14 protein-coding genes are annotated in these 12,174 nt (G+C 70.2%); 11 read left to right on the top strand and 3 right to left on the bottom strand.

Going from position 1 to position 12,174, the window contains the following annotated elements:
• Positions 1 to 57: 57 nt before the first annotated feature.
• The 10 genes from BLU02_RS09205 (at position 58) to BLU02_RS09155 (ending at position 8,493) form a co-directional block, all read left to right on the top strand.
• On the top strand, positions 58 to 474 hold the full coding sequence (locus tag BLU02_RS09205) for a Fur family transcriptional regulator (protein ID WP_025102734.1): 417 nt from the start codon (positions 58 to 60) through the stop codon (positions 472 to 474).
• Entirely contained in the window at positions 471 to 1,511 is a 1,041-nt protein-coding gene (locus BLU02_RS09200; RefSeq protein WP_060923446.1) for a permease, read from the top strand. The genes BLU02_RS09205 and BLU02_RS09200 overlap by 4 nt, the downstream gene beginning before the upstream one ends.
• Entirely contained in the window at positions 1,504 to 2,316 is an 813-nt protein-coding gene (locus BLU02_RS09195; protein ID WP_060923447.1) for a TIGR03943 family putative permease subunit, read from the top strand. The genes BLU02_RS09200 and BLU02_RS09195 overlap by 8 nt, the downstream gene beginning before the upstream one ends.
• A complete protein-coding gene (locus tag BLU02_RS09185) occupies positions 2,306 to 4,153 on the top strand; it encodes a TolB-like translocation protein (RefSeq protein WP_231919534.1) in 1,848 nt (615 codons plus the stop codon). The genes BLU02_RS09195 and BLU02_RS09185 overlap by 11 nt, the downstream gene beginning before the upstream one ends.
• Position 4,154: 1 nt before the next feature.
• Positions 4,155 to 4,877: a DNA-3-methyladenine glycosylase gene (locus tag BLU02_RS09180; RefSeq protein ID WP_060922939.1), complete on the top strand. Its 723-nt coding sequence runs from the start codon at positions 4,155 to 4,157 to the stop codon at positions 4,875 to 4,877.
• A 191-nt stretch (positions 4,878 to 5,068) separates the two neighbouring features.
• Positions 5,069 to 5,305 carry a 50S ribosomal protein L28 gene (gene rpmB / locus BLU02_RS09175; RefSeq protein ID WP_025102729.1) on the top strand — a complete coding sequence of 79 codons (237 nt, stop codon included), beginning with the start codon at positions 5,069 to 5,071 and terminating at the stop codon, positions 5,303 to 5,305.
• Positions 5,305 to 5,475: a 50S ribosomal protein L33 gene (gene rpmG / locus BLU02_RS09170; protein ID WP_017203558.1), complete on the top strand. Its 171-nt coding sequence runs from the start codon at positions 5,305 to 5,307 to the stop codon at positions 5,473 to 5,475. Before rpmB ends, rpmG begins: the two co-directional genes overlap by 1 nt.
• Before the next feature lie 3 nt (positions 5,476 to 5,478).
• On the top strand, positions 5,479 to 5,784 hold the full coding sequence (rpsN, locus tag BLU02_RS09165) for a 30S ribosomal protein S14 (protein WP_017829734.1): 306 nt from the start codon (positions 5,479 to 5,481) through the stop codon (positions 5,782 to 5,784).
• Positions 5,785 to 6,110: 326 nt separating this feature from the next.
• A complete protein-coding gene (locus BLU02_RS09160; protein ID WP_017203554.1) occupies positions 6,111 to 6,398 on the top strand; it encodes an HU family DNA-binding protein in 288 nt (95 codons plus the stop codon).
• 82 nt (positions 6,399 to 6,480) lie between these two features.
• The gene (locus BLU02_RS09155) at positions 6,481 to 8,493 is read left to right on the top strand and encodes a bifunctional copper resistance protein CopD/cytochrome c oxidase assembly protein (RefSeq protein WP_082750129.1); all 2,013 of its coding nucleotides are present in this window, start codon (positions 6,481 to 6,483) and stop codon (positions 8,491 to 8,493) included.
• A gap of 13 nt (positions 8,494 to 8,506) precedes the next feature.
• Here BLU02_RS09155 and BLU02_RS09150 read toward each other — a convergent pair whose 3' ends face one another.
• Positions 8,507 to 9,577 carry a hypothetical protein gene (locus BLU02_RS09150; protein WP_060922938.1) on the bottom strand — a complete coding sequence of 357 codons (1,071 nt, stop codon included), beginning with the start codon at positions 9,575 to 9,577 and terminating at the stop codon, positions 8,507 to 8,509.
• Between the two features lie 117 nt (positions 9,578 to 9,694).
• Here BLU02_RS09150 and BLU02_RS09145 point away from each other — a divergent pair, with 117 nt between their 5' ends.
• Positions 9,695 to 11,092, top strand: a complete 1,398-nt coding sequence (locus BLU02_RS09145) for an ATP-dependent DNA helicase (protein WP_060922937.1) — start codon at positions 9,695 to 9,697, stop codon at positions 11,090 to 11,092.
• Between the two features lie 12 nt (positions 11,093 to 11,104).
• Here the strand turns inward: BLU02_RS09145 and BLU02_RS09140 are convergent, their stop codons facing one another.
• Both BLU02_RS09140 and BLU02_RS09135 read right to left on the bottom strand, forming a co-directional pair.
• The gene (locus BLU02_RS09140) at positions 11,105 to 11,752 is read right to left on the bottom strand and encodes a biliverdin-producing heme oxygenase (RefSeq protein ID WP_060922936.1); all 648 of its coding nucleotides are present in this window, start codon (positions 11,750 to 11,752) and stop codon (positions 11,105 to 11,107) included.
• Positions 11,753 to 11,809: 57 nt separating this feature from the next.
• Positions 11,810 to 12,124, bottom strand: a complete 315-nt coding sequence (locus tag BLU02_RS09135) for a DUF2470 domain-containing protein (RefSeq protein ID WP_060922935.1) — start codon at positions 12,122 to 12,124, stop codon at positions 11,810 to 11,812.
• Positions 12,125 to 12,174: the final 50 nt, after the last annotated feature.

Raw genomic sequence — 12,174 nt, 5'->3', positions numbered from 1 at the left:
GAAGCGAGGAAGGCCGCTCCCAGCCCTCGCCAACCGTCCCGGCCTAGAATCGAAGGCATGGCTCAACGGAACACCTGGCAGCGCGAACGCGTGCGCGAAGCGCTCGCCGACGCGCGCGGTTTCGTGAGCGCACAGAGCCTCCACGCGACGCTCCGCGACGACAACACCGGGATCGGCCTGGCCACGGTCTACCGCGCTCTCGCCGGGCTCGCGGCCGCCGGCGACGCCGACTCGCTGCAGAGCCCTGAGGGGGAGGCGCTCTATCGCGCGTGCACCACCCAGGGCCACCACCACCACCTCATCTGCCGATCCTGCGGCCTCACGGTCGAGATCGAGGCGAAGGACGTGGAGCAGTGGGCGCATCGCACGGCCGCCCTGCACGGGTTCACCGAAGCCGCCCACGTGGTCGACATCTTCGGGCTCTGCACCCCCTGCGCGAACAAGCGCGACGCGGAGAGGGCTGCGACAGCGTGACCGCCCCGGCACGAACGGCCACCCGTCCGGGCCACACGCACCGTCGAGCGCCCTCACCGCGCTCGACGTGGATCGCCGTCGGCATCGGCGCCGTGATCGTCGCGGCGCTGTTCCTCATCGACGCCTTCCTCCCGACCCTCTTCCCCGCCTCGCTGCCGACCCGGGCACAGGACGGTCTGACGCTCGCCCTCAGCGTGCTCATCGAGGCGCTGCCGTTCGTCGTGCTCGGCGTGCTGCTGTCGATCGTCGTTCAGGTCTGGCTCCCGGCGGACGTCATCCACCGCTGGCTCCCGCGACGGGCGTGGGCTCGCCGGGCCGTGCTCTCCCTGCTCGGCATGCTCATCCCGGTCTGCGAGTGCGGAAACGTCCCGTTCGCCCGCGGGCTCATGATGCGCGGACTCGCCCCCGCGGAGGCGCTGACCTTCCTCATCGCGGCGCCGATCGTCAACCCGATCGTGATCCTCACGACGCACGCCGCGTTCGGCTGGGACGGCGGCATCCTCGTCGCGCGTCTCGTCGGCGGCTACCTCATCGCGAACCTCATCGGGTGGATCTACAGCCGCCACCCCTCGCCGGAGTCGCTGCTCACACAGCGCTTCGTCGACACGTGCGAGCGCGTCACGCACGAACCGGGGACCCCCGTGCGCCGCAGTCTCACGCAGTTCCTCGTGGAGCTGCGGGCCGTGATGCCGGCGCTCGTGATCGGCTCCGCGCTCGCCGGGGCCGTGCAGGTGCTCATCCCGCGCGACGTCCTGCTCACGATCGGCGCCAACCCCGTGCTGTCCATCGTCGCGATGATGCTGCTCGCGATCGTCGTGGCGATCTGCTCCAACGTCGACGCCTTCTTCGCGCTGTCGTTCGCGTCCACCTTCTCCTCGGGGGCGCTGGTCGCGTTCCTCCTCGTGGGGCCTCTCGTCGACATCAAGATGCTCGCGCTGATGCGCACGACCTTCACCACCAGGACGCTCGTCGGCATCACCGCCGTCGTGCTCGCGTCGGCCTTCGCGATCGGGATCGGGGTGAACGTCCTTGCCTGAGCTCTCCGCCCGCTCCCGCGCCCTCGCCACCCGGTGGCTGGGGATCGGTCTCGCCTCGGTCGTCGCCGTCGTCACCCTCGGCCTCGCGGTGACCGACCGCCTCAGCCTCTACATCAGCCCGGAGTCGGTGTGGTTCGCATCCGCCGCCGCCGTCGTGACGCTCGCCGGGGCCATCTGGTCGTGCACACTGCCGCTGGGTGCCGAGGAGGACCACGGGCACGACCATGGCCCCGCGGCCTCGCGCTCCGCCGAGCCGGAGGCGTCCTCGTCCGACGAGACCGCGCACTCCTCCGGGCCGTCTCGCCGGCGTCTCGCGGGAGCCGGTGCGCTGGCCGGCGGTGTGGTCGCGACCGGCGTCGTCGTCTCCGCGCTCGTCCTGCCTCCCGCCTCGCTCTCGGTGGAACTCGCGATGTCCCGAGCCGGGGAGGAGAGCGCGCTGTTCGCCGGCGCCGACACCGTCGCCCTCGGGGTCGCGGACACGTCGTCGTTCGGTGTGGGTGACTGGGCGAGCGTCTTCGCCGCCGCAACCAACACCACGGCGTACGACGGAGCCGCCGTCACGCTGCAGGGCTTCGTCACGCCCGGCGAGGGGGACGACGTCAACCTCACACGCCTCGTGATCACCCATTGCGTCATCGACGCCCAGACGGCGGCGCTGCCGGTGAGTGTGGATGCCGACGCGTACAAGACGGGTCAGTGGGTCGAGGTCACCGGGACGGTGCGGGCGGACGAAGACGGCTCCCTGCACATCGAGCCGACCGACGTCGTGGCGATCGACGAGCCGAAGGACCCGTATGAGTACTGACGACGAGCGGCCGGAGTCGCCCGACGTCCCACGCACCCGCGCCGAGCTGCGTGCTGCCAGGGAGGCCGCGGAGCGCGCTGCGGAGGAGCAGACCGCGGCGGAGCGCGCGGCAGCCGAACAGGCCGACGCGGAGCTGGTCGCAGAGGAGCGAGCGGCCGTGGAGCGCATGGCGGCGGAGGTCGCCGCCGAGCAGGCAGCCGTCGACCGGGAAGCCGCAGCGGAGCGCGAAGCGGCCGAGCGCGAAGCGGCCGAGCGTGCGGCAGCGGAGCGCGAAGCCGCCGCACGTGCTCCGGAGGAGCCGGCCGCCGGCATCCCCGCGATCCCGCAGGCGCCCGAACCGGTGTTCACCTCCGCGGGCCCGACGTCCGCTTCCCGAGCAGACGGCGTCGTCGAAGACGCGGCGGAGCCGGGCTGGACGCCCACGACCGACCTCCCCGCCGACGACGGAGCGCCGCGGAGCGCCCCGTGGTCCCGCCGCCGGTTCCTCGTCACGATCGGCGCCGTCGTCGGAGTGCTCGTGCTCGTCGGCACCGGCCTCGGAATCGTCAGCCTCCTCCAGGGCCCCCGGGTCACCGACGTGCAGGTCGACGCCGCACAGGCCATCGAGTCGTCAGGGAGCCGCGTCATCCTCACGGCGAATCAGCCGCTCTCCGCGATCGATCCCGAACAGGTCACGGTCGAACCGTCGGTGCCGTTCACGGTCGATGCCGCCGGTCGCGGCGTGGGCGTGCGGTTCACGGTGCCGCTGGACGACGACACGACCTATACGGTGACCGTCGCCGGGGTGACGGGCGCCGGAGGAGGCCCGACCGCAGACCTGACGACGTCCTTCGAGACGCCGGCGTCGTCGATCTTCCTCCTGCGCCGCGACCCGGATGGCGACGACATCATCTTCCGCACCGACCTGAGCGGCGAGAACGCGCAGCCGGTGTTCTCCCACCCCCGCATCGACGACTTCCGGGCCACGTCCACGCAGCTCGTGGCCGCTGTCGAGGACGACGACCAGTCGAGGCTCCTCGTGATGGACAGGGACGGCTCCGACCAGCGCGAGCTCGCGTTGCCCGGCGAGGGCTACGTCGGCGCGATCCAGGTGTCCGAGCGCGGCAACCTCGTCGGCTACAGCTACTCCGATCGCGAGCTCAGCGACACCGAGGGGCGTGCGAGCGTGCTCGTCACCCAGTCGCTGAGCGGCGACGACGAACCCCGCATCGTCGAGGTCGGCGACAAGGAGGTGAGCGTCTTCGTGTGGCAGTTCGTGCCCGACAGTGCGGCCGTCCTCTTCATCGACTTCGACGGCGCACTGTCCCTCGTCGACCAGTCGACCGATTCCGGTGTGCAGTCCCTCGGCCTCGCGACGACCATCCAGGGCATCTCCCGCGGCACCTACACCGCCATCGTGGAGCGGCTGGACGGGTCGGTCGTCGAGCTCGACCTCGCGGACGGATCCGAGGAGCCGCTCGCCGCGTCCGAGCCGGATTACGGCACCGCCACCTCCATCACCCCGTTCCCCGGCGGGACGCTGCGCCACGTCGTCGCCCGGGATGAGGGTGGCCTCCCGGTGGGGCAGGCCGTGATCCGCGTCGACGACTCCGGAGCCGCCACGCCGCTCGTCGAAGTGAGTGCGGCCGACTCGATCCTCCAGGCCTGCGCGTCACCGAGCGGGCAGTACGCCGCCGTGGTGATCGCGCCGGACATGGCGGACAACCCGTACGACGGCATGCTGTTGCCGCTGCCGGAGAAGCTCGAGACGCACCTCATCGACATGAAGACCGGAGACGAGATCGTCGCGCTGACCGGTTTCGATGCGTCCTGGTGCCAGACGGCGCCGCGGTTCTGACGTGACGGAGCCCGTGACGCTGCGGCGCGCGACCCGCGACGACGTGATGCGCTCCGCCGTCGAGGTGGCGCCGACCCTCCTCGGCGCGGAGCTGCGGATCGTGGTCATCGAGGACGGCATCCCGGTCGAGGTGCGCGTGCGCATCACCGAGGTCGAGGCGTATCACGGGCAGGGCACGGGGGCGGTGGCCGACCCGGGGTCTCACGCCCGCATGGGGCGCACCGCCCGGAACGCGACCATGTGGGGCGAGCCCGGGCATCTGTACGTGTACCTGAGCCACGGCATCCATTCCTGCGTCAACGTGGCCTGCGGCCCTGAGGGGCAGGGCGACGGGGTGCTGCTGCGTGCCGGGGAGATCGTGTCCGGCGTGGAGGCAGCGGCCCGGCGACGACGTGCGGTCCCGCCGCTCGGCCGCACCGCTCTCCGGGACCTCGCGCGCGGACCAGGGCGTCTCGGACAGGCCGCGGGGCTGCGGCACTCCCTGCACGATGGCCTGGACGCCATCACGGGCGAGGAGCAGAACGGCGCCAGGGCGGAGTTGTGGCTCGGCTCTCCCATGGCGGACGTCGCCCAGGGTCCGCGGGTGGGGGTGGCGGGCATCGCCGGGACGGACGCCTTCCCCTGGCGCTTCTGGATCCCCGGCGACCCCACGGTCTCGGCCTTCCGGTGGGGGCGGGGCGCCGCCGACGCTTCGAATCGCGCGAATGGCGGCTTTTCGGCCTGAGATGGGACCATTCAGGCGATTCGAACGGCGAGGCGAGGCCGTGCTAGACTGACTCTTCGTCTGCGCACGCTCCTGTGCGCAGTTCGTGTGCTCCCCCTTCTTCCGCCGAGAGATCGGCATGCGGGGCGGCGTGCAGACAAGGGATCTTGGGTGAGGCCGTCCGGTCTCACGGTAATGAAGGAGTCATCATCATGGCAGCAGTGTGCCAGGTGACCGGAGCTGTTCCCGGCTTCGGTCACAACGTCTCGCACTCGCACCGCCGGACGAAGCGCCGCTTCGACCCGAACGTGCAGAAGAAGACCTATTTCGTGCCCTCGCTCGGTCGTAAGATCACGCTCAACGTGTCCGCCAAGGGCATCAAGGTGATCGACGCGCGCGGCATCGAGAACGTCGTCAAGGACCTCCAGGCGAAGGGTGTGAAGCTCTAATGGCCAAGAAGGCTCAGGACGTCCGTCCGATCATCAAGCTGCGTTCGACGGCGGGTACGGGTTACACGTACGTGACCAAGAAGAACCGCCGCAACACCCCCGACCGCCTCGTGCTCAAGAAGTACGACCCGGTCATCCGTCAGCACGTCGAATTCCGAGAGGAGCGTTGATCAATGGCTAAGAAGAGCAAGATCGCGCGCAACGAGCAGCGCAAGGTCATCGTCGAGCGCTACGCCGAGCGTCGTGCCGAGCTGAAGAAGACCCTGGTCGACCCGAACGCCACCGACGAGGCCCGCGAGGCCGCCCGCGTCGGCCTGCAGAAGCTGCCGCGCAACGCGTCGCCGGCTCGCGTGCGTTCGCGCGACGTCATCGACGGCCGCCCCCGTGGTGTCCTCACGAAGTTCGGCATCTCGCGTGTCCGCTTCCGTGACATGGCGCACCGTGGCGAGCTGCCCGGCGTGACCAAGTCAAGCTGGTAAGCACCCAGCGAGAAGGGGCGGGGATCTTCGGATCCTCGCCCCTTTTGCATGCCCGGGAACGCAGGCGATCACGCCGGATCAGGCGCATATGTCAGGGAGTGCCTGAAGCCACGCGGGGGCCTGAACCAGCGAGCGTGCGGCCGAAAACCTGTGGCACGAGTGGCCAATGTGACGCGACACGCCGGGAAATAGGTCGAAACCCGCGAAATGACGCGGAAATCCGGGTGGCCGTTGGTACATTCGAGGCGGTCACACGACCAACGGGGAGCACCCGCTCCTCGTACCCACACACACGATGCGACGGTCCTTCGTCGCTGGAGGATGACATGGCTGACAAGTCCATCACCAAGACCGAGCTCGTCGCGAGCATCGCTTCCGCCACCGGCCAGAGCCAGGCCACCGTCTCCGGTGTCCTCGACTCGCTGTTCGCCACGGTCTCCGACGCCGTCGCCAAGGGCAGCAAGGTCTCCATCCCGGGCTGGATCTCGTTCGAGCAGGTCGACACGGCCGCCCGCACGGGCCGCAACCCGCAGACCGGCGCCGAGATCAAGATCCCGGCCGGCAAGCGCGTCAAGGTGACCGCCGGTTCCAAGCTCAAGGCTGCCGTCAAGTAAGACCGCACCCTTTCGAAGGCCGCCCCCGCTCCGGGGGCGGCCTTCGTGCATCCTCCCTGCTGGGCGCGCCTAGGCTGGAGGGGTGAGTTCCCGCACCGAGACGCCGCGCTCGACGTCGGCGTACCGTCTCGCCGGCATCGTCATCCTCCTCGCCGCCGCCGGCGTCGCCCTCGTCTGGGCGCTGCTCGTCGGAGGAGGGGCGAACCCGCCGCTGCTGCAGGACCCCGGACCCGTGGTGCTGTGGGGCACACCGCTCGCGAAGCTCGTCATGAACCTCGCCGGCGCACTCATGCTCGGATCGCTGGTGCTCGCCCTGTTCGGACTGCGAGCGGGAGAGCGCACGTTCGACACGGCCCTGAACATCGCCTCGGTCGGCGCCGCCGTCTTCACGGTTGCCGCGGGACTCGCCGGGTTCTTCTCCTTCATGGCCGCCTTCAACCCGCAGCTCAGCATCGAGCGCGAGTTCGGCTCGCAGCTCGGGCGCTTCCTGCTCGAGCTCCCGCTGGGGCAGTCCTGGCTGATCACGACGATCCTGGGCGCGGTCATCACGGTGCTCGCGTTCGCCTGGCGCACCTGGACGCCCACGCTGCTCACCGCCCTGCTGGCCGCGGTGTCGTTCCTGCCGCTCGCGACGCAGGGGCACGCAGGCGACCTCGACGGGCACAACATGGCCGTCAACTCGATCCTCCTGCACACGATCGGCGCGGCGGTGTGGCTGGGCGGGCTGCTCCTCCTCGTGCTCCTCCGCGGGCAGCAGGGCCTCGATCTGCCCACGCTCGTCCGCCGGTACTCCTCCCTCGCGATCGCGGCCTTCGCGGTCGTCGCGGTCTCCGGCTTCACCCGGTCGATCGTTGCTGTCGGGAGCTGGGAGGCCGTGTGGACGACCCCCTACGGGCTCATCGTCGTCGTCAAGGCCATCCTGCTCGTCGGAATGGGGCTGCTCGGCGCCTGGTACCGCGCACGTCTCATTCCGAAGCTGAGCGGAGTGCGCGCGTCCCGCTGGTTCTGGGCCCTGGTCCTCGGCGAGGTGACGCTGATGGGACTCGCCTCCGGTGCCGCGGCCGCGCTCGCGCGCACGCCCCCGCCCACCGGCGAGGTCGCGGCGTTCGCGCAGACCCCGGCGCAGATCCTCACGGGATCGCTGCTGCCGCCCGAGCTCACGCTGGAGCGCTGGTTCACGGCCTGGGACATCGACGTGCTGTGGCTCGTCGCGGCGGGCTTCGGACTCTTCTTCTATCTCGCGGGTGTGCGCCGACTCCGGCTGCGCGGCGACCGCTGGCCGATCCACCGCACCGTTTTTTGGGTGCTCGGCCTGCTGCTGCTGGTGTGGGTGACCGGCGGTCCCATCAACGCGTACCAGGAGTACCTCTTCAGCGTGCACATGCTCGGGCACATGATGCTCTCGATGGCGATCCCGCTGCTGCTCGTCTCCGGGGCGCCGATCACCCTCGCCCTACGCGCCATCCACAAACGCGACGACGGCACGCGCGGCGGTCGCGAATGGATCATGTGGGCCGTCCACTCGCCGTTCGCGCGGGTGGTCACGCACCCGATCGTGGCGGCGGCGATCTTCATCCTCTCGCTCTGGGCGTTCTACTTCACCGACCTCGTGCGCTGGTCGATGTTCGAGCACCTCGGGCACGAGTGGATGGTCGCCCACTTCCTGATCTCGGGCTACCTGTTCGTGATGAGTCTGATCGGCGCCGACCCGGTGCCCTACCGTCTGCCGTATCCCGGCCGGCTCATCACCCTCATCGCCGTGATGGCCATGCACGCGTTCTTCGGGATGGCGATCATGATGCAGGAGGGGCTCATGGTCGCCGACTGGTTCGGCGCGATGGGTCGCGACTGGGGTGCCGACCCGATGACCGACCAGTACGTGGGCGGTGGCATCGCGTGGTCGATCGGAGAGATCCCGACCCTCATCCTGGCCATCACCGTCGCGATCCAGTGGAGCCGGAGCGACACCAAGCTCCAGCGACGCCGAGACCGGCACGCCGATCGCACCGGCGATGCCGAGCTGGAGGAGTACAACGCGCGGCTCGCCGACCTCGCCGCCCGGGATCAGCGCGCGGCGGAGCGCCAGCGCCGCTGACCCGCCCCCGGGCTCACTGCACCGGGTCGTCCGGGGAGCCGACCCGGATCGAGGCCGAGCCGTCCGGGAGGATGGCGATGGAGCCGTTGACCCGGAAGGGCACGTCTTCGGAGACCGGCTCCACGGACCCGTCGAAGAGAGACTGGATCTCGACCTCGACGTGCGCCATGGCTGCGGTGGTCGGGATCTGCCAGTGGCCGTCGTCGGACGGCGCGACCATGATCTCCGGCTGCTGGGCGATGGACCATCTCGGTGGCGCAGCGATCCTGTTCTCGACACGCAGGCCGAACGGACACGCGGTGGGCTGCAGGACCTCCTGCGTGGTGCACGCGGTGAGGAACTCCTCGACCCGCTCCTGGACGACGTCGACGAACTCCTCCGTCGGCTCGGCCTGCACATCGAGAGGGGTCACGGCGAGCGGCTCGTCGGCGAGCACGCCGTGCCCGGAGGATTCCGCGATCGCGGTGTCGACCGTGACGGAGTAGAGCCCGGGGGTGAAGACCAGCAGGGGCAGAGGTTCGAGGGGTTGCGCCGCGGCCCCGGCGGCGGAGATCTGGCGGCGGTCGACCTCGAACCCGTTCACGGCGAACCGGTCGGCCCCGCGCACCGTGAGCTCGACGACCGCGAGCGGGCTGGTCGTGAACCGCCAGTTCGGTGTGATGCCGGCCCAGCCGTCCTGCGCGACGTGGAAGGTGCTCGTGCCGGAGTGGCCGCCGGCGCGGTAGCTGACGGTCACCGCTGTGCCGTCGCCGGAGGGCTCCTCCGATTCGACCTCGACGTCGCTGAGCGGACCGAGGGCCGAGCGTCGCAGCATCGCCTCCGACGCGGCGGGGTCGATGCCCGCCTCATCAAGGGTCTCCCGGTCGATCGCGACGCCGGGCACGCGGAGGGCATCGGCGGCCCGCCCCTCAGCGAGCAGATCGAGATAACGGACCACGAACGCCGACGGGCCGTAGAACTGCCGGTAGAGGGTCGCACCTCCCGCGCCGATCGCGGCCAGGAGGAGGACGCCGATGAGCCCGAGGATCGCCAGATCGGCGCCCAGGCGCGACCGCCGGGGCGCGCGCGTCCCGGCCCGCTCCATGCCGGTCAGTCTAGGAGGGCGTCCTGGGGGGACGCCGAGCGTCGGCGGACCCGTGCCCGACGGGGCACGTAGCATGGGGGAGCATCCCGTGTCCGCCCCGCCAGCCCTGTGAGAACCGTGTCCCTTCCCGCCCTGTCCGAGGAGCAGCAGGAGCTGTTCCGGCTCATCGAGGACACCGCGGAGCACGTCTTCATCACCGGACGCGCGGGCACCGGCAAATCCACGCTGCTGCAGCATTTCGCCTGGAACACGAAGAAGCAGATCGCGATCTGCGCCCCTACCGGCGTGGCCGCGCTGAACGTGGAGGGGCAGACGATCCACTCCCTGTTCCGCCTCCCGATCGGGCTCATCGGGGACGGCGACATCGATCAGAACGACGCGACCCGCCGCATCCTCAACGCCATCGAGACTCTCGTCATCGATGAGATCTCGATGGTCAACGCCGACCTCATGGACGCCATCGACCGGTCGCTGCGCCAAGCGCGCGGGCGGCGGGGCGAGCCGTTCGGCGGCGTGCAGATCGTCATGTTCGGCGACCCGTACCAGCTGGCTCCGGTCCCTCCGCGCGGGGATGAGGCACGGTACGTGAAGGACCACTACCGGTCGTTCTGGTTCTTCGATGCGAAGGTGTGGGCAGGCCCTTCGACAGGCTCAGGGGCCCAAGGGGGCGAAGGGGCGCTGTTCGAGGTCGACACCCGGGCCGAGCTGCACGTGCGGGAGCTCGTGCAGATCCACCGCCAGTCGGACGACGGCTTCAAGTCCATGCTCAACGCCGTCCGCTATGGACGCGTCACGGCGGAGATCGCCGGGATCCTCAACGCTCAGGGCGCGCGCACCCCTCCGGACCCCGAGCCGGGCGAGGTGCCGATGATCACCCTCGCCACCCGCAACGACATCGTCAACAGCATCAACAGCCGGCATCTCGCCGCGCTTCCGGGCAAGGAGCAGACGGCACGCGCGGAGGTCAACGGCGACTTCGGCCGCGGCGAGGCCTCCCTTCCGGCCGAGTCCGAGCTGAAGCTCAAGGTGGGTGCGCAGGTGATGTTCCTGCGCAACGACACGGCGATGACCGGAGAGCCGCCGCGCTGGGTGAACGGCACCATCGGCACGGTGACCCGCATCCTCGGGGGGACAGTGCGCGTGGAGATCGACGGCGAGGAGGTCGACGTCGAGCCGGCCGTCTGGGAGCGGTTCCGGTACGCCTACGACCCGAACACGAAGAAGCTCTCCCGTGATGTCGTCGCCGAGTTCACCCAGTTCCCGCTGCGGCTGGCCTGGGCCGTGACGATCCACAAGTCGCAGGGCAAGACCTACGATCGAGCGGTGATCGACCTGGGCTCCGGGGCGTTCGCGCCGGGGCAGACCTACGTCGCGCTGAGCCGCCTCACGTCGCTGGACGGCTTGTACCTCTCGCGTCCGCTGCGGCCGAGCGACATCCGCGTGGACGAGGACGTGCGGCGGTTCATGCGCGATGCGTGGCTCGCCGCCTCGACGCCTGAGCTGCCGAGGGCCTGAGGTGCTACCGCGTCAGGCGGCGGCGCGGGCGCGGTCGAGGTCTTCGAACAGCTCGGTGTTGAAGCGGTACGCGAGGAGCACCTCGTCGATGACGCGCTCGCGTTCGGCCTCGTCCCACGGGGCGGCGTCGAGCTGCTCGCGATAGACGTCCTTGAAGGCGGAGGGGTCGGCGATGTCGTCGAACAGGTAGAAGCCGATGCCGTTCGTCTCGAAGCCGAAGCGCCGCGCCATCACCCGACCGATGAAGATGCCGCCGGAGAGGTCGCCGAGGTAGCGCGTGTAGTGGTGCGCCACGAAGCCGCCCGCCCAGGTCGCGCCGACCTGACGGATGCGGTCGACATAGCGCTGGGTGGTGGGCAGCGGGGCGATCCGCTCGCGCCACTCGGGCCCGAGGAGGAAGGCGAGGTCGGCCTCGAGCGCGGGGAGGCGCGTGAGCTTGTCGCTGAGGAACACGGAAGCCACCGGGTCCTGACGCATGCGCTCGCCGGCGCCCTCGAGCGCGTCGTAGATGAAATAGTGCTGCGCGACCAGCGCGATGTAGTCCTCGCGCGACCCCTCGCCCTTGAGGAGATCGGACATGAAGCCCGCCGTCTCGCTGCGGGAATGCGAACCGGAGGAGCGCTCGCGGAGGGCGGCGGAGAAGGACAGGATCTCGGGCATGGCTTCAGTGTAAGGGCAGCCTAACCTTCGATGGAAGCCCGAGCTCCGCAGGGCGACTCAGTCGTGCGGCCGCGGTTCGACGCCCAGACGCTCGCAGGCCGCGTCGTACAGCGCCACGACCTCGCGGCGCACTTCGCGGCGCTCGGTGATCGGGCCGCCGGGCCACGGGACACGGAGCTCTGACGTCATCCCGCCACGGGAGATCTCCCAGACCCCGACCTCTCCGTCGAAGCCGGTCATCACGGACGCGTTGATCGCCTCCGCGGACGGTCCGGCGAAGGCGCGCGCGATGAGGAGGTTGTCGTCGGTGTGGTCGCCGTTCATGTGGCGGAGGACGGCGGTAATCACATCGGCATCGAAATCATGGGGCACAGGGACACCCTACGATGCCGCGCGGGGCCGACTTTCAGCATCCGCGTTCT

Origin of the sequence: Microbacterium paraoxydans (assembly GCF_900105335.1) — a bacterium.
Taxonomy (GTDB): domain Bacteria; phylum Actinomycetota; class Actinomycetes; order Actinomycetales; family Microbacteriaceae; genus Microbacterium; species Microbacterium paraoxydans.
This window is presented reverse-complemented; position numbering and strand designations above follow the sequence as displayed.